Source organism: Pseudomonas sp. Pdm06 (genome assembly GCF_014851795.1).
In the GTDB taxonomy this organism is placed as follows: Bacteria; Pseudomonadota; Gammaproteobacteria; order Pseudomonadales; family Pseudomonadaceae; genus Aquipseudomonas; species Aquipseudomonas fluorescens_AA.
In genome coordinates, this window is record NZ_JACVAH010000002.1 from 158,759 (window position 1) to 176,356 (window position 17,598).

General features: G+C 62.6%; 16 protein-coding genes. 10 read left to right on the top strand and 6 right to left on the bottom strand.

Annotated elements, in window-relative coordinates; genetic code table 11:
• Position 1 precedes the first annotated feature (1 nt).
• The 10 genes from IB266_RS03895 (at position 2) to IB266_RS03940 (ending at position 10,746) form a co-directional block, all read left to right on the top strand.
• The gene (locus IB266_RS03895; protein WP_192260514.1) at positions 2-1,018 is read left to right on the top strand and encodes an AraC family transcriptional regulator; all 1,017 of its coding nucleotides are present in this window, start codon (positions 2-4) and stop codon (positions 1,016-1,018) included.
• A 250-nt stretch (positions 1,019-1,268) separates the two neighbouring features.
• Positions 1,269-2,240, top strand: coding sequence for an NAD-dependent epimerase (locus IB266_RS03900; RefSeq protein WP_192260234.1), 972 nt, complete (start codon positions 1,269-1,271; stop codon positions 2,238-2,240).
• A gap of 26 nt (positions 2,241-2,266) precedes the next feature.
• Positions 2,267-3,010: a glycosyltransferase family 2 protein gene (locus IB266_RS03905; RefSeq protein WP_092164465.1), complete on the top strand. Its 744-nt coding sequence runs from the start codon at positions 2,267-2,269 to the stop codon at positions 3,008-3,010.
• Position 3,011: 1 nt separating this feature from the next.
• The gene (locus IB266_RS03910) at positions 3,012-3,305 is read left to right on the top strand and encodes a lipid-A-disaccharide synthase N-terminal domain-containing protein (RefSeq protein WP_092199589.1); all 294 of its coding nucleotides are present in this window, start codon (positions 3,012-3,014) and stop codon (positions 3,303-3,305) included.
• A 67-nt stretch (positions 3,306-3,372) separates the two neighbouring features.
• The gene (locus IB266_RS03915) at positions 3,373-4,830 is read left to right on the top strand and encodes an ArnT family glycosyltransferase (RefSeq protein ID WP_192260515.1); all 1,458 of its coding nucleotides are present in this window, start codon (positions 3,373-3,375) and stop codon (positions 4,828-4,830) included.
• 345 nt (positions 4,831-5,175) lie between these two features.
• A complete protein-coding gene (locus tag IB266_RS03920; protein WP_192260235.1) occupies positions 5,176-6,840 on the top strand; it encodes an AMP-binding protein in 1,665 nt (554 codons plus the stop codon).
• A gap of 16 nt (positions 6,841-6,856) precedes the next feature.
• Positions 6,857-7,618: an SDR family NAD(P)-dependent oxidoreductase gene (locus IB266_RS03925; protein ID WP_192260236.1), complete on the top strand. Its 762-nt coding sequence runs from the start codon at positions 6,857-6,859 to the stop codon at positions 7,616-7,618.
• 16 nt (positions 7,619-7,634) lie between these two features.
• Positions 7,635-8,822, top strand: a complete 1,188-nt coding sequence (locus IB266_RS03930) for an acetyl-CoA C-acyltransferase (RefSeq protein ID WP_192260237.1) — start codon at positions 7,635-7,637, stop codon at positions 8,820-8,822.
• 9 nt (positions 8,823-8,831) lie between these two features.
• Positions 8,832-9,959 (top strand): acyl-CoA dehydrogenase, encoded by a 1,128-nt coding sequence (locus IB266_RS03935; protein ID WP_192260238.1) that lies wholly within the window; start codon positions 8,832-8,834, stop codon positions 9,957-9,959.
• A 13-nt stretch (positions 9,960-9,972) separates the two neighbouring features.
• Positions 9,973-10,746 (top strand): enoyl-CoA hydratase, encoded by a 774-nt coding sequence (locus IB266_RS03940; protein ID WP_024617255.1) that lies wholly within the window; start codon positions 9,973-9,975, stop codon positions 10,744-10,746.
• A 392-nt stretch (positions 10,747-11,138) separates the two neighbouring features.
• Here the strand turns inward: IB266_RS03940 and IB266_RS03945 are convergent, their stop codons facing one another.
• From IB266_RS03945 to IB266_RS03970, 6 genes are all read right to left on the bottom strand, one after another.
• Entirely contained in the window at positions 11,139-12,290 is a 1,152-nt protein-coding gene (locus IB266_RS03945) for an acyl-CoA dehydrogenase family protein (RefSeq protein ID WP_092326671.1), read from the bottom strand.
• A gap of 3 nt (positions 12,291-12,293) precedes the next feature.
• A complete protein-coding gene (locus tag IB266_RS03950) occupies positions 12,294-13,400 on the bottom strand; it encodes an enoyl-CoA hydratase/isomerase family protein (RefSeq protein WP_192260239.1) in 1,107 nt (368 codons plus the stop codon).
• Between the two features lie 134 nt (positions 13,401-13,534).
• Positions 13,535-14,242 carry an HPP family protein gene (locus IB266_RS03955; protein ID WP_192260240.1) on the bottom strand — a complete coding sequence of 236 codons (708 nt, stop codon included), beginning with the start codon at positions 14,240-14,242 and terminating at the stop codon, positions 13,535-13,537.
• A gap of 176 nt (positions 14,243-14,418) precedes the next feature.
• The gene (locus IB266_RS03960) at positions 14,419-15,798 is read right to left on the bottom strand and encodes a UDP-glucose dehydrogenase family protein (protein ID WP_192260241.1); all 1,380 of its coding nucleotides are present in this window, start codon (positions 15,796-15,798) and stop codon (positions 14,419-14,421) included.
• Between the two features lie 97 nt (positions 15,799-15,895).
• Positions 15,896-16,831 carry a LysR family transcriptional regulator gene (locus tag IB266_RS03965; RefSeq protein WP_192260242.1) on the bottom strand — a complete coding sequence of 312 codons (936 nt, stop codon included), beginning with the start codon at positions 16,829-16,831 and terminating at the stop codon, positions 15,896-15,898.
• 177 nt (positions 16,832-17,008) lie between these two features.
• The gene (locus IB266_RS03970; RefSeq protein ID WP_192260243.1) at positions 17,009-17,569 is read right to left on the bottom strand and encodes a hypothetical protein; all 561 of its coding nucleotides are present in this window, start codon (positions 17,567-17,569) and stop codon (positions 17,009-17,011) included.
• Positions 17,570-17,598: the final 29 nt, after the last annotated feature.

A 17,598-nucleotide genomic window follows, 5' to 3' on the forward strand; every position in this document is an offset into this window, starting at 1 on the left:
CATGTCGGAAAAAGACACCATCTCCATCCAGCTGGTGCGTGAGGCGTTGCTGCAAAGCTGCGCGCCCGGGGCTGCTACCGATGAGGTCTTGAGCAAGGTCGGCATAGACCCGACGCTGCTCGACGATCCCCTGGCGCGGGTCCCGGCCCATGCCTATGCGCGGCTCTGGCGTTTGCTGGCCCAGCGCCTGGATGACGAGTTTTTCGGCATGGACCCGCGCAAGCTCAAGTCCGGCAGCCTGGCGTTTCTCTGTCAGTGCGCCATGGCCCAGCCCACGCTGGCGAGCGGCTTGACGGCGGGGCTGGGGTTTCTGTCGCTGATGCTCGAACACCTGCCGGCCCAGTGGGCGCGCCAGCAAAGCCTGGCGGAGATCGTGCTGCTGGAAGACGACCAGGCGCCGCGCCGAGCCTTTACCTACTTCACTTACTGGATGATCGTCCATGGCGTCGCCTGCTGGCTGGCGGGACGGCGCATTCCCATCCTGTCTGTCGAACTGCGCTGCCCGGCGCCGGATTTCTGCGACGACTACCGGGTGATGTTCTCCCAGAACCTGCGCTTTGGCCGGCCGCGCACCCGGATGATTTTCGCCGCCGAATGCCTCGACCTGCCCATCCGGCGCAACGCTGACGAGCTCAAGCGCTTCCTGGCCCGGGCTCCGGCCAACATCCTGGTCAAATACCGCGACCCGCAAAGCCTGGCCAGCCGTATCCGGCACGACCTGCGGCAACTGCCCGCCGAACGGTGGCCGGAAACCGAGGCCCTGGCCCAGCAGCTGTGCGTGTCCGCCTCGACCCTGCGCCGACGCCTGGCGGAGGAGGGCCAGACTTACCAAGGCCTCAAGGACAGCGTGCGCAAGGATCTGGCGATCACCTGGCTGGCCGAGCCGTCCATCAGTTTCGTCGAAATCGCCTCGCGCCTGGGTTTTGCCGATGCCAGTTCCTTCTACAAGGCGTTTCGCAAATGGTCCGGGTCCAACCCGGGGCATTATCGCAGCCTGATTCTCAACGACCCTGATTGATCCACCGGGTCTTGTGCCTACCCAATCCCCCTGTGGGAGCGAGCTTGCTCGCGATAGCGGTGGTTCAGTCGCCTCGTCATTGACTGCCATACCCTCATCGCGAGCAAGCTCGCTCCCACAGGGACTTTCGCCTGGCAAGCTGGCACGCTCATAAAACCGTCATTTTTCTTTGATACAAGCCTGTGCAGGCGCCGGAAAAGCCGGGCCATCCATCAGGGTAATGTATGCAAGTGACCGTTTTGGGCTGCGTATGAGCGTACTGGTCACCGGTGCTGCTGGGTTCATCGGGTTTCATACCGCCAGGCGGTTGTGCAGCGAGGGCCATCAGGTCATCGGCATCGACAACCTCAACAGTTACTACAGCGTCGAACTGAAGCAGGCACGGCTGGCGTTGTTGGCCGAATACAGCAACTTCCGCTTCTTGCGGCTGGACGTGGCCGACAAGCAGGCGCTGCTGGATGTATTTGCGAAAACCCCATTCGAGTACGTCGTCCACTTGGCAGCTCAGGCTGGCGTGCGCTATTCCATCGATAATCCCGACCTGTATGCGCAAAGCAACCTGGTGGGGTTCCTCAACGTGTTGGAAGCCTGCCGTGCCCACCGGCCGGCGCACCTGGTGTTCGCCTCGAGCAGCTCGGTGTATGGCTTGAACGACCAGTTGCCCTATGCCACGACCGATCCGGTGGATCAGCCCGTGTCTTTTTATGCGGCAACCAAGCGCGCCAATGAGCTGATGGCCCACGCTTACTCGCATCTCTACGGGATTCCCACCACCGGCCTGCGGTTTTTCACCGTGTATGGACCGTGGGGGCGGCCCGACATGGCGCCGTTCAAATTCACCGACGCCATCCTCAACGGTAGCGCCATTGATCTCTACAACGACGGCGCGATGTCGCGGGATTTCACCTACATCGACGACATCGTCGAAGGCCTGGTGCGGTTGTTGCCGCGGCCGCCGGCCAATGAAACAGGCGTGCGCCACAAACTCTACAACATCGGCTTCGGCGCTCCGGTGAAGCTCTTGCAGTTTGTCGAGTGCCTGGAGGAGGCCCTGGGCATTCCGGCGATCAAGCATTTCTTGCCGTTGCAACCGGGTGACGTGGTCGACACGTGGGCGGACACGCGCGAGCTGGAGGAACACATCGGGTTTCGCCCGCAGGTCTCGGTGCCCGTCGGCGTGCAGTCGTTTGTCGATTGGTACCGCGCGTATTACCGCGTTTAACCCCTCAGCTTTTTTACTGGAGCGTCATGCACGAAACCCTTTATGTGTCGGTCCTGATTCCGGCAAAGAATGAAGCCGGCAACCTCATTCCACTGTTGGAAGAAGTGCGGGCGGCGCTGGTGGACGAGGCCTTCGAAGTCATCGTGGTCGACGATGGCAGCACTGACGCCACTGCCGCGCAACTGCGGGCGTTGCAAGGCAGTGGCTATCGCCAGTTGCGGGTGCTCAGCCATGCCCGTTCCCTCGGGCAGAGTACGTCGATCTACCACGCGGCTGAAGTGGCCCGCGGGCATTGGTTGGCAACCCTCGATGGCGACGGGCAGAACGACCCGGCCGACCTGCCAAAGATGCTCGACCTGGTGCGCGGTTCGGAGGGGACGCCCGCCGGTGTCAAGCTGGTGGCGGGGCATCGCGTCAACCGCCGGGACACGGCGAGCAAGCGTTGGGCCTCGCGGTTCGCCAACAAACTGCGGGCCAGCCTGCTCAAGGACCAGACGCCCGATACCGGTTGCGGCATCAAGTTGATCGAGCGCGAGGCGTTTCTGCGCCTGCCGTATTTCGATCACATGCATCGCTTCATTCCGGCGCTGATCCGTCGGCACAACGGCCGGATGCTGGTTCATCCGGTGAATCACCGTGAGCGTGGGGCCGGGGTGTCCAACTACGGCAACCTCGACCGGGCGCTGGTGGGCATTGTCGATCTATTCGGGGTGTGGTGGTTGATAAGACGCACCCGCCTGGATATCAACGCACAAGAAACCGAGGTGTGACATGGGCAGAGAATCGATATGGCTGGCCGTTGGCTTCGGCGGCCAGTTGGCCTTCACCGGGCGTTTTGCCCTGCAATGGCTGTACAGCGAGTACAAGAAGCGCAGCGTGATACCCGTGGGTTTCTGGTACTTGAGCATCGTCGGCAGCGCGCTGTTGCTGGCCTATGCCATCTACCGCGAAGACCCGGTGTTCATTGTCGGCCAGTCCTTCGGCTTCATCGTTTACCTGCGTAATTTGCAGTTGATCGCCAAGCATCACGAGCAGGAAAACCGCGAACTGGCCGAGAAGGGCTGAGACGGTGCGGATACGATTGTCTTCCTCGCGACTGGAGCTTCTGGCGCTTGTGGCATTAGCCTTGATCATGGTGGGCGCCGGCCTGGGTTGGCGCCAACCGATGAACGTCGATGAAGAGCGCTTCCTCGGCGTTGCCCTGGAGATGCTGCAGAACGGCTCATGGTTCATTCCCCATCGCGCTGGGGAAATCTACGCCGACAAGCCGCCGTTGTTCATGTGGGCGGTGGCCTCGTTCGTGCAATTGACCCACCTGCCGAAAGTCGCCCTGTACCTGCCCGCGCTGTTGGCCGGCGCCGTCACCACCGCATGCCTGTATGACCTGGGCCGGCGCTTGTGGGGGCGACGCGTGGGGGGGATCGCCGCGCTTCTGTTTCTCGCCACCTACCAGACCTACAGCATCCTGCGCACCGGGCAGATCGATGGTTTTCTTGCACTCTGGACCAGTCTGGGGATCTATGGCTTGTGCCGGCATTTGATGCTCGGCCCGGCGTGGCGCTGGTATTACGTCGCCTGTGCGGCGATGGGGCTGGGGGTCATCAGCAAAGGCGTGGGTTTTCTGCCGGTGTTGATGCTGATTCCCTACGCCTATGGGGTGCGTCGAGGGTGGAAAGGCCTGGTGTCCATGCCGGGCAAGGCAGGTGCCTGGTGGCTGGGGCTGGTCGTGGCGCTGGCAGCCATCGCGCTGTGGCTTGGGCCGTTGCTGCTGATCGTGTGGCAGGGCAGCCCCGACAGCCTGGCGTACGCCCAGGAAATCCTGCTCAAGCAGACGGCGGGGCGTTATGCCAATGCCTGGGAGCACCGCGAACCCTTCTGGTATTTCTTCGTCCAGGTGATTCCGAAATACTGGCTGCCGATCTTTTTCATGCTGCCATGGCTGGTGCCGGCCTGGCGCAGGCAGTTGCTCAAGCAGGATGGTCGCGTGCTGGTGCTGCTGGGGTGGGTGGTGCTGGTGCTGTTGTTCTTCAGCCTGAGCAGTGGCAAGCGCAAGCTGTATATCTTTCCCGCGTTGCCGGCCTTGATCCTGCTGGTGGCACCGCTTGTGTCATGGATGCTGCACCGCTGGTTCAGCCGGCGTCCGAGGGGCAGGGTGGTATTCGCCGGGTTGACGGTGGTGTGGTTGTGCGCCTGGTTTGTGCGCGGCTTCATCGAGCCCTACAGGGAAGGCATCAACCCCCACCAGACCTTGATGCGTGATGTCGCGGGGCTGACTTCAAATGCCGAGTTGGTGCTCGTCGGGTGGCGCGAGGGGCATTGGCTGTTCGCCCAGCAGCCTATCGTGCATTTTGGCTTTCATGACCGCCAGTCCCTGGAGCGATCCGTCACCTGGCTACGCGGCCACCCCCAGGCCTTTGCCTTGGTGCCCGCGCGGGACCTGGCGCGCTGCTACGACCCGCAAAAGGCGCGCCGGGTCGGCGATACCTCGCGGGCCGAGTGGTTCCTGGTGGGGCCTGACGCGGACAACCAGCGCTGCCAGTCCCCGGCGCCGGAGAAGGTTTATTCATTCACATGGGCGCATCCTTTGTAGTGGCTGAAAATTCCTCGTGGCGAGGGAGCTTGCTCCCGCTGGGCTGCGCCCCGTAGGAGCTGTGTAGGAGCTGTCGAGTGCAACGAGGCTGCGATCTTTCCCCAGACACTTGAATCTCAAGCGAAAGATCAAAAGATCGCAGCCTTCGGCAGCTCCTACACAAGCCCAGCGGGAGCAAGCTCCCTCGCCACAGGGGCTCGACTGGCAACACATCCCTCGAACCATGGCCAAACCAGTCAAGCAACTTGATGGCTTTGACCATTGCCGCCACCGCCCTTCGGCGCGAGTATTTGCCTGCTCTTCACGGTTCCCCCAGCCAATAAAAAGTACAGAGGGATTCTGGTCATGCGCGATTATTCGTCCGCCACGTCACAGTTCGATTACCAGCACACCGTCAACGCCGCGCTGCACGGCTCGCTCGAGGCGCTCAATGCCTGTGTCGAGTGTTGCGACCGGCATGCGTTGCCGGGTCGCATCGCCTTGTTCTGGGAGGGCCGTGACGGCAGCGAAGCCACCTGGACTTACCGCGACTTGCAGGACAATGCCGCACGGTTCGCTAACTTCCTGCGCGCCCAAGGCGTCGGCAAGGGCGATAGAGTGGCCGGCCTGCTGCCGCGCACCGCGGAACTCTTGATCGTCGTACTCGCCACCTGGCGTATCGGTGCGGTGTATCAACCGCTGTTCACTGCGTTCGGGCCCAAGGCCATCGAGCATCGCCTCGGCAGCTCGGGCGCGCGGATCGTCGTGACCGACGCCGTCAACCGTCCCAAGCTCAATGAAGTCGCCGGTTGCCCCACCATCGTCACGGTCGGTGGCGAAAAGGGCCAAGGCATCGTGCGGAGCGACTACAGTTTCTGGGCCGAAGTGGCGAACCAGTCCAGCCAGTGCGAACCGCTGATGCTCACTGGCGAAGATCCGTTTTTACTGATGTTCACCTCCGGCACCACGGGACCCGCCAAGGCGCTGTCGGTGCCGCTCAAGGCCATCGTGGCGTTCCAGAGCTACACCCGTGACGCGGTGGACCTGCGCCCTGAAGACGCCTTCTGGAACGTCGCCGACCCCGGTTGGGCCTACGGCATTTATTTTGGCGTGACCGGGCCGCTGGCCATGGGGCATCCGATTACCTTCTACGATGGCCCGTTCACCCTGGAAAGCACCTGCCGGATCATCAACAAGTACGGCATCACCAACCTGACCGGCTCGCCCACGGCCTATCGCCTGTTGATCGCCGGGGGCGAGCAGTTTGCCCGCTCGATCAAGGGCAAGCTGCGCATCGTCAGCAGCGCTGGTGAGCCATTGAACCCAGAGGTGATCCGTTGGTTCGCCGACAACTTGAACGTGGTGATCCACGACCATTACGGCCAGACCGAACTGGGCATGGTGCTGTGCAACCACCACGGGCTGGATCACCCGGTGCACCTGGGCGCGGCCGGTTTCGCCTCGCCGGGCCACCGGATCGTGGTATTGGATGAAGACCAGCGCGAGCTGGGCGTGGGCCAGCCGGGCATTCTCGCGGTGGACCGCAGCCAGTCGCCCATGTGCTGGTTCGCTGGTTACGAAGGCGCGCCGACCAAGGCCTTCGTTGGCGACTACTACTTGAGCGGCGACACCGTGGAGCTGAATCCGGATGGCAGCATCAGCTTCGTTGGCCGCAGCGACGACGTGATCACCACTTCCGGCTACCGGGTCGGTCCGTTCGACGTGGAAAGCGCGCTGATCGAACACCCGGCCGTGGTGGAAACGGCGGTGATCGGCAAGCCCGATCCGGAGCGCACCGAGTTGGTGAAGGCCTTCGTGGTGCTCGCCACCCAATATCGCGCCTCACCGGAGCTGGCCGAGGAATTGCGCCTGCATGTGCGCAAGCGCCTGGCGGCCCATGCCTATCCCCGTGAAATCGAGTTTGTCAGCGACTTGCCGAAAACCCCAAGTGGCAAGTTGCAGCGCTTTATCTTGCGCAACCAGGAAATCGCCAAAGCTCAAGAGGCCGCGGCGCAGAACGTTTCAGCTTGACCCCAAGGAAACCATGATGCAGATCGACAACAAGATTTTCCTCGTCAGCGGCGGTGCTTCCGGCCTCGGCGCGGCCACTGCTGACATGCTGGTCAAGGCCGGCGCCAATGTGATGCTGGTGGACCTCAACGCCGACGCCGTGGCCGCCCAGGCGCAAAAGCTGGGTTGCCAGAGCGTGGTGGCCGATATCAGCAACGAAGCGGCGGCTGAAGCGGCGGTCAAGGCCGCGGTCGATGCGTTCGGCGGCCTGAATGGCCTGGTGAATTGCGCCGGTATCGTGCGCGGCGAAAAAATCCTCGGCAAGAACGGCCCCCACGCGCTGGACAGTTTCAGCCAGGTGATCAACGTCAACCTGATCGGCAGCTTCAACTTGCTGCGCCTGGCGGCTGCGGCCATTGCCGAAACCGAGGCCAACGCCGACGGCGAACGTGGCGTGATCATCAATACAGCTTCGGTAGCGGCCTTCGACGGCCAGATCGGCCAGGCCGCCTACGCGGCCTCCAAAGGCGCCATCGCCAGCCTCACGTTGCCGGCCGCTCGTGAGCTGGCGCGCTTCGGTATCCGGGTGATGACCATTGCTCCGGGGATTTTCGAAACCCCGATGATGGCCGGCATGACGCCCGAGGTGCGTGATTCCCTGGCTGCCGGCGTGCCGTTTCCACCGCGCCTTGGGAAACCTTCCGAGTACGCGGCGCTGGTCAGGCATATCATTGAGAACAGCATGCTCAACGGTGAGGTAATCCGTCTCGACGGTGCCTTGCGTATGGCAGCCAAATAAGCAAGGAGGATTCATGATGTCCAACGATCCTATTGTCATCGTCAGCGCTGTCCGCACCCCCATGGGCGGTTTCCAGGGCGAACTGAAAAGCCTCACCGCGCCACAACTGGGTGCCGCCGCTATCAAGGCCGCCGTGGAGCGTGCCGGTATCGCGCCGGGTGCGGTTGAAGAGGTGCTGTTCGGTTGCGTGCTCGCCGCTGGCCTGGGCCAGGCACCGGCACGTCAGGCCGCGCTGGGCGCCGGGCTCGACAAGTCGACCCGCTGCACCACACTCAACAAGATGTGCGGTTCGGGCATGGAAGCGGCGATCCTGGCCCATGACATGCTCATCGCCGGCAGTGCCGAGGTGGTGGTGGCCGGCGGCATGGAGAGCATGTCCAACGCCCCGTACCTGCTGGACCGCGCCCGCGGCGGTTACCGCATGGGCCATGGCCGGGTGCTTGACCACATGTTTCTCGATGGCCTGGAAGACGCCTACGACAAAGGTCGGCTGATGGGCACCTTCGCCGAAGATTGCGCCGAGGCCAATGGCCTGGGTCGCGAGGCCCAGGACGCCTTCGCCATTGCGTCCACCACCCGCGCCCAGCAGGCGATCGAGGACGGCAGTTTCGACGCCGAGATCGTGCCGTTGCAGGTCATGGTCGGCAAGGAACAAGTGACCATTCGCCACGACGAGCAGCCACCCAAAGCGCGGATCGACAAGATCGCCTCGCTCAAGCCGGCGTTCCGCGAGGGCGGCACGGTGACGGCGGCCAACTCCAGCTCCATTTCCGATGGCGCCGCTGCCCTGGTGCTGATGCGCCAGAGCCAAGCGGTGCAGCGCGGGCTCAAGCCTTTGGCGGTGATCCACGGTCATGCCGCGTTTGCCGATACCCCGAGCCTGTTTCCCACCGCGCCGATTGGTGCCGTGAAGAAACTGATGCAAAAGACCGGTTGGTCGCTGGACCAAGTCGACCTGTTCGAAGTCAACGAAGCCTTTGCCGTGGTAGGGCTGGTGACCATGGACAAGCTGGAAATCGCCCATGACAAGGTCAACGTTCACGGCGGCGCCTGTGCGCTGGGCCACCCGATTGGCGCGTCTGGCGCGCGGATCCTGGTGACCCTGCTGTCGGCCCTGCGCCAGAAAGGCTTGAAGCGCGGCGTCGCGGCTATTTGCATCGGCGGCGGCGAAGCCACGGCCATGGCCGTTGAATGCCTGTATTAAGGAATCACCATGCTCCCGACTGAAGAACAGACCCAGATCCGCGACATGGCCCGGCAGTTCGCCCAGGACCGCCTGAAACCGTTCGCCGCCGAATGGGACCGCGAGCACCGTTTCCCCCGGGAAGCCATCGCTGAAATGGCCGAGCTGGGCTTTTTCGGCATGCTGGTGCCGGAACAGTGGGGCGGCTGTGACACCGGTTACCTGGCTTATGCGATGACCCTGGAGGAAATCGCCGCTGGCGATGGCGCCTGCTCGACCATCATGAGTGTGCACAACTCGGTGGGCTGCGTGCCGATCCTCAAGTTCGGCAACGATGAGCAGAAGGCGAAATTCCTCACGCCCCTGGCCAGCGGCGCAATGCTCGGTGCGTTTGCCCTGACCGAGCCCCAGGCCGGTTCGGACGCCAGCAGCCTGAAGACGCGGGCGCGTTTGGAGGGCGATCATTACGTACTCAACGGTTGCAAGCAGTTCATCACCTCCGGGCAGAACGCCGGGGTGGTCATTGTGTTTGCGGTGACCGATCCGAGCGCCGGCAAGCGTGGCATCAGTGCGTTCATCGTGCCGACCGATTCGCCGGGTTACAGTGTGGCGCGGGTCGAAGACAAACTCGGCCAGCATGCGTCCGACACCTGCCAGATCCTTTTTGAAGAGGTGAAGGTGCCGGTGGGCAATCGCCTGGGCGAGGAGGGTGAGGGCTACAAGATCGCCCTGGCGAACCTGGAAGGCGGACGGGTGGGCATCGCGGCGCAAGCGGTGGGCATGGCCCGGGCCGCGTTCGAAGCGGCCCGGGACTATGCCCGGGAGCGCTCCAGTTTCGGCAAGCCGATCATCGAGCACCAGGCCGTGGCGTTCCGCCTGGCCGACATGGCGACCCAGATCGCCGTGGCCCGGCAAATGGTGCACTACGCCGCCGCCCTGCGGGACAGCGGCCAGCCGGCGCTGGTGGAGGCGTCCATGGCCAAGCTGTTCGCTTCGGAAATGGCTGAAAAAGTCTGCTCCATGGCGTTGCAAACCCTGGGCGGTTACGGTTACCTCAACGACTTCCCGCTGGAGCGCATCTACCGCGACGTGCGGGTCTGCCAGATCTACGAAGGCACCAGCGACATTCAGCGCATGGTCATTTCGCGCAATCTTTGAACAGGAGTCCTGCATGAGCTATGAAACGATTTTATTGGAGATCAAGGACCGCGTCGGCCTGATCACCCTCAACCGTCCCCAGGCCTTGAACGCCTTGAATGCGCAGATCGTCAGCGAGCTGAACCAGGCGCTGGATAGTCTGGAGGCGGATCCGAAGATCGGCTGCATCGTGCTGACAGGCTCGAAAAAAGCCTTTGCCGCCGGTGCCGACATCAAGGAAATGGCCGAGCTGACCTACCCGCAGATCTACCTGGACGACCTGTTCAGCGACAGCGACCGCGTGGCCAACCGTCGCAAGCCGATCATCGCGGCGGTGAACGGTTTTGCCTTGGGCGGTGGCTGCGAGCTGGCGTTGATGTGCGACTTCATCCTGGCCGGCGACAATGCCAAGTTCGGCCAGCCGGAAATCAACCTCGGCGTGCTGCCGGGCATGGGCGGCACCCAGCGCCTGACCCGGGCGGTGGGCAAGGCCAAGGCCATGGAAATGTGCCTGACCGGGCGCTTCATCGACGCGGTAGAAGCCGAGCGCTGCGGCATCGTTGCGCGGATCGTGCCGGCCGATGAACTGCTGGACGATGCGCTGAAAACCGCAGCGTTGATCGCCTCCAAGTCGGTGCCCATCAGCATGATGGTCAAGGAAAGCGTCAACCGTGCGTTTGAAGTCAGCCTGTCCGAAGGCGTACGTTTCGAGCGCCGGGTATTCCACGCGGCATTCGCGACGCAGGATCAGAAAGAAGGCATGGCGGCATTCGTGGCCAAGCGCGCGGCGGAGTTTCAGGACAAGTAAGGCAGCGTTCCGACTGACGCCATCGCGAGCAAGCTCGCTCCCACAGTGGATTTGGGGTGTACGCGTCATCTGTGTCCGCCATCAAACCCTGTGGGAGCGGGCTTGCCCGCGAAGGCGTCGGCACATCCAGCATGGAAGTAACTGACCCACCGCTTTCGCGAGCAAGCCCGCTCCCACACTGGATCTCAGGTGTACGCAGCATTTGCATACGCCACCAGCCCCTGTGGGAGCGGGCTTGCCCGCGAAGGCGTCGGCACATCCAGCATAGAAGTAACTGACCCACCGCTTTCGCGAGCAAGCCCGCTCCCACACTGGATCTCAGGTGTACGCAGCATTCGCATACGCCACCAGCCCCTGTGGGAGCGGGCTTGCTCGCGATGCTTTGCCTGTCGTTACACCAGGTAGTGCTTGAGTTCCCGGGCGATGACCATCCGCTGTATCTCGCTCGATCCTTCGTAGATCTGGGTGATCCGCGCATCGCGGTAATAGCGTTCTACCGGGTAATCCTCGAGGTATCCGTACCCACCGTGGATCTGTATGGCCGAGGAGCAGACTTTCTCGGCCATTTCCGAGGCAAACAGCTTGGCCTGGGAGGCTTCCGACAGGCATGGCTTGCCGGCGCTGCGCAGGCGGGCGGCGTGGAGGATGAGCAGGCGGGTGGCGTTGATGCGGGTGTGCATGTCGGCCAGCAGGTTGGCGATGCTCTGGTGCTCGATGATTGGCTTGTCGAACTGGACGCGATCGCGCGCGTAGGCCAGCGCCGCTTCAAACGCCGCGCGGGCAATACCCAAGGCCTGCGCCGCGATGCCGATGCGACCGCCTTCCAGGTTGGACAAAGCGATGGCCAAGCCTTTGCCACGCGCGCCCAGCAGGTTGGCCTCGGGGATGGTGCAATTGCTCAAGGTGACCGCGCAGGTGTCCGAGGCGCGGATGCCCATCTTGTGTTCGGTGCGATCGACGATGAACCCGGGCGTATCCGTGGGCACCAGGAACGCCGAAATGCCTTTTTTGCCCAGCTCCGGATCCGTCACTGCAAACACGATGGCCAGTTTCGCCCGCTTGCCGTTGCTGACGAACTGCTTGGCGCCGTTGATGACCCATTGGCCATCGCGCAGTTCGGCCCGGGTGCGCAGATTGTGGGCTTCGGAACCGGCCTGGGGCTCGGTCAGGCAGAAACAGCCAATGGCCTGGCCGCTGGCGAGCTCGGCCAGCCAGGTCTGTTTCTGTTCATCGGTGCCAAAATTCAGGACCGGCCCGCAACCCACCGAGTTGTGGATGCTCATCAGCGCCCCGGTGGCACCGTCACCCGCGGAGATTTCCTCCACCGCCAGGGCATAGGCCACGTAATCGACGTAGGTGCCGCCCCATTCTTCCGGTACCACCATCCCCAACAGGCCCAGTTCACCCATCTTTGCCACCAGGCCGTCGTCAATCCAGCCGGCCTTTTCCCACGCCTGGGCATGGGGAGCGATTTCACCACGGGCGAAGTCCCGGGCCATGTCGCGGATCATCACTTGTTCTTCGGTCAGTTCGAGGTCGTGCATGGCTCAGTTCCCGTGGTCGTCGAAGCCGTCGAAGAAACTCGCCACATGGTCGGCGTCCAGCGCCTCCAGGGTCGGCGGGTTCCAGCGCGGGTTCTTGTCTTTGTCGATCAGCAAGGCGCGCACGCCTTCGATCAGGTCACCGCGTTCGAACCATTGCCGGTCCAGGTGCAGTTCCAGGGCAAAACAGTCTTCCAGGCTCAAATGCCGACCGCGCCGCAGCATTTCCAGGGTCACGGCCATGGCCAGGGGCGAGCGGCTATCCAGCACGTCGGCGGTCTTCAGCGCCCATTCGTGGCTGTTGACGACGGTGACCTGGCGCAACTGCTCGACCATGCTTGGCACATCGGGCAGGGCAAAGAAATGGTCAATGGCCGGCCGCAAATCGGCCAGGGGGGGCGCAGGGAGTTGTTGCTGGCCGAGTTTGGCGAGCAGGCTTTGCAGGTCTTTGAGCGGCGTGTCGTGCCATTCCAGCCTATCGAGGCGCTCATCGAGCTGCTTGAGTTTGCGGCTGTCGAGATACCAGTCGGCCAACCCACAGTACAACGCGTCGGCGGCACGGATCTGTACGCCGCTGACCCCCAGGTAGATCCCCAGCTCACCAGGGATGCGCGGCAGGAAATAACTGCCACCCACGTCCGGGAAATAACCGATGGCGACTTCCGGCATGCCCAGGCGACTGCGTTCGGTCACGATCCGCAGGTCGGCGCCTTGCACCAGGCCCATGCCACCGCCCAGCACGAAGCCGTCCATCAAGGCGAGGATCGGTTTGCGGTAATGGTGGATCGTCAGGTCGAGGGCGTATTCCTCGACGAAGAAATCTTCATGCAGGGTGTCGCCCTGCTTGTGGCTGTCGTACAGCGAGCGGATATCACCGCCGGCGCAGAAGGCTTTGTCGCCCGCGCCACGCAGCACCACGGCGCGAATGTGTGGGTCGAGTGCCCAAGTATCGAGTTGTTGCTGCAAGCTGCGCACCATGCCCAGGGTGAGGGCATTGAGGCCGGCGGGGCGGTTCAGGGTCAAGTGGCCAATGTGATTGCGAACGTCGACCAGCACCTCATTGGCCACGGTTGCCATGGTTTCCGCAGCTTGGGATGAAACCTGAGCTGTCATCGCTAACTCCCTGCTTTTATTGTTTTTTACGAATGGTGTCGCGCGTACCCGTTCAGGATCGTACCAGTGCAAATTTGCCTTGCACAACCGGGATACGTGCAGGTCCTGTCTGCATATTTATAGCAGCCACAGCCTCAACCGCGACCGGAAAGAACCTCCGCGATGCTGCGGCGCTTGGCATTTCGCTCGCTGGCCTGGATCAATTGTTCGAGATCTTGCGGGGTGACGTCGAAGAAGGCCTCCATTTCCGCCAGGGCCAATTTCAGGTCTTCGGCGGTGATGGCCTGGCGGTCGACGGGAGGATGGTCAGCCGGTATGACGGCCGCCGGTTCGCTGGCGCGCTTGGGATAGCGCACCCGCGTCAGGTTGTTGTAGGCCAGCGCAAAGGCGAGCAACCCGGAGCCGGCCAACATGGCCGCGCCGACCGCCTGCCAGTCCAGGGCAACGATGGACGGATCCGCCAGCACCAAGGTCGCCGCCAGGGCGCCTGCCGGTGGGTGCAGGCAACGCAGCCAGCACATCAACACCAGCGCCATGCCGGCCGCCAGGCAGGCGCTGCCCAGCGCCCGCCCCAATACGTGGGCCACCAGCAGCGCCACGACCGACGCACACAGGTAACCGCCGACAATCGACCAGGGCTGGGCGAGGGCGCCCGAGGACACGGCAAACAACAACACGGCCGAAGCGCCGAGGGGGCCGATCAGGTGTTGCGCCACCTCAAGGCCAAAGACCTGGCCACATAGCCAGACACTGAACATCGTCCCCAGCGCCATGCCGAGGGCGGCGCGACTCCATTCGGTGGGGCGGGTATTGATAGCGGCGGGAAACCAGCGAGAAAGCATTTAGCGAGAATCCAAAAAACTAACAAAAAAAGGGGCTTACGGGAAAATCCCAGAAAGCCCTTTAAGTGTTCCAACAGTTGGGGGAGGAACGGTACACAGTGTGCCGGTCACAACCCTTGCTTACAAATTCATATTAATGCTGGTTGAGTGCATTAATTTTGAGGTAACGGTCAGGCTCAAGCGCTTCTCGAGGCGGGGAACCACGTTTGCTGGGCAATGGGCAGGTTGCGTGACTGGCCGCGGCCCATCGGAAAATAGGTAAAGCCCTTGTCGGCCATGCGTTCCGGGTCGAACAGGTTACGACCGTCGAAAATCACCGGGGCTTTGAGTCGCTGCCGGATCAGCTCGAAGTCCGGCGCCTTGAAGGGCTGCCATTCGGTGCAGATGACCAGCGCGTCGGCTCCCGGCAGCACCGATTCCGGCGTGCCCATCAGCATGAGTCGGGGTTCGTCGGGATAGAGTAGTTGCGTCTGCTGCATCGCCTCGGGGTCAAAGGCGCGGACACTGGCTCCCGCAGCCCAGAGCGACTCCAGCAGGGTACGGCTCGGAGCATCGCGCATGTCGTCGGTGTTGGGTTTGAAGGCCAGGCCCCAGAGCGCGAAGGTCTTGCCGCGCAGGTCGCCCTGGTAGAACGCGTTGATCCGCTCGAACAGCTTGTGTTTCTGTCGACCGTTGATGGCCTCTACCGCTTGCAGCAGGTCACTGGAACAGTGCGCCTGCTCGGCTGTGTGTATCAAGGCGCGCATGTCCTTGGGAAAGCACGAGCCGCCGTAGCCGCATCCCGGGTAGATGAAGTGGTAGCCGATGCGCGAGTCGGCGCCGATGCCCAGGCGTACGGACTCGATGTCGGCCCCCAGGTGTTCGGCCAGCTCGGCGATCTGGTTGATAAAGCTGATCTTGGTCGCCAGCATGCCGTTGGCCGCGTATTTGGTCAGCTCGGCGCTGCGAAGGTCCATGAACAGGACTCGATCGTGATTGCGGTTGAACGGTGCGTACAGGTCGCGCATGGTTTCGCGCACTTCATCGCGCTCGCAGCCGATCACGATGCGATCCGGACGACGGCAATCGGCGACGGCCGAGCCTTCCTTGAGGAATTCGGGGTTGGAGACGATATCGAACTGCAGCAAGCGACTGGCCTTGAGCAGGTATCTGTCGATGTGCGCCCGCAGAACGTCACCGGTGCCCACCGGCACGGTGGACTTCTCCACCACAATGAGCGGTTGCTCGCGATAACGGGCGACAGCCTCGCCAACGGCCAGCACCTGGCTCAGGTCGGCACTGCCATCGTCCCGGGAGGGCGTACCCACGGCGATAAACAGCACCTGACCGTGTTGCACGGCAAGCTGTTCGTCACAGGTGAAGTGCAAACGCCCGGCCTCCAGCCCTTCGCGCACCAGCGTGGCCAGGCCGGGCTCGAAAATACTCACCTGGCCTTGCCGAAGGCTGTCGACCTTGCGCTCGTCGATGTCCATGCACACCACGTCATGACCCACCTCGGCCAACACGGCGGCTTGCACCAACCCTACGTAACCACTTCCGAATACACTGATCTTCATGGCGGATTCCCTGGATCATTCCGAGCGAGCGACATGCACAACCAGCGTTCGCCGCAGTGCGCTTGGTTCAGAATAAGTCGGGGATATTGCAGTTCACTTACAGTCCGCTGAAGTCTTGCCCCGCCAATCGGTACGCGGCTGGCAGTTGCGCGACGAACTCGCCGACCACCTCCCGGGTCAGGCTGACGATGTCTTCCACTCGCTCCATTCCGGCGCCGGTCCGCCAACTGGCGACAATGTCCATGACCGATGGCAGCGGCACGCCGTCCACCAAGGTCAATGTACCCTGGGCCAGTTCGCCGACCACCAGCGCCGCGGGCATGGCGCCGATGCCAAAGCCGTCGCGAACCAGACGGGTGATGGCCGAGGCCGAGTTCACGCAGTTGATGCGTGGCGAGACGATGTTGGCCGAGTGCAGCAGGTTGAGGATGTCCTGGTGAGGCCGTGAGTTGCGTGAGAACGTTACGATGCGTTCCTGGGACAGTTCTTCCAGTGACCCATAGGTTCGGTCATAGGCGGAGCCGGTGCGCACCACCCAGTGCATCGGATAACGGGTCAGCAATGCATTGCGCACGCTGTCCAGGCGCAGGATGTCGGTCTGGAAAATGATGTCCTGGTAGCCTTTTTCCAGCTGTGAGCAGAGGTTGCTCGCGGTGTCGGCCGACAGTTCGATTTCCAGGGCCGGGTAGCATTCCATCAGGCGTGTCACCAAGGGACTGAGCCAGGTGTGGATCACCGTATCCATCGCGCCGATGCGGATCCGGCCGCGCACCTGGCGCGGATCCTTGATCACGGCTTTCATGCTTTGCATGGTGTCCATGATGCGCTCGGCGTATTCCAGCACGCGCTGGCCTTCGGACGTCAGCGACACCCCTTTGGAGTCGCGCACGAACAGGCGCACGCCCATTTCGTCTTCCAGGGCTGCGATCCGGCTGGAAATGGAGGCCTGGGTGGTGAACAGCTTTTCCGCGGTGAGGCGAAAGCTCTTCAGCCGGGCCACCCAGACGAAGGTTTCGAGAAACTTGATGTTCACTGGGGGCGGTTCCTTGGGACAGTCATGGGCGCATAGAAACAGTGGCGACGGGAGTAACCCCACCCGGTGGGAGCAAGGCTTGCCCGCGATGAAGATAACGCGGTCTCCCTAGGAACCGAGGCCTTTGCATCGCGAGCAAGCTTTGCTCCCACAGAGAAATCCCCTCGTCACAATTGCCTAGGCGGGCTTCATTTTCTTCACTGCTCCGGTATTAGCCAAGCAGCGGACTACCTCTAGTAATTCGTCCAAATCCGGCGCGTTATCAATAATCGCCTCGGGCCGGCACCATGGATAATCCAACCTCGATACCCAGGCCATGATCGTCGGCAGATCGGTCGCCGGCAGGGTCTTCATGTGCTCGATGGTGATGGTCAATCGCTCGACCCGTTGCGACTGCGGATCGAACTGCCAGTCGTACAGGCCGCAACCGACACGCGCCTCGCCGCTGTTCTTGTCTGACATCGCCACCAGCCATTTGCACTGGAACGCCTCGGCGTTTGCCGGCGGAGGGGCGGCCAGGCAGAACGTGTAGACGTTTTCGAAGGTCTGGCCGAAGCGACTGACCAGCACATCGCCAATGGCGGCACGGCCTTCAACGTGGTCGGGAAACGTGATGGCGCCGGTGTGCACGACCATGTCCAGGATGGCAGCCGCTGTAAAGGCCTGGTCCAGCAGGTGCGGGCGATTGCCGTCCTTGGCACGGATGTACTGTTGAATCGAGAACTGAGCAGTATTCATCGTGTATCCCTTCAAGTCGGAAAGCAGCC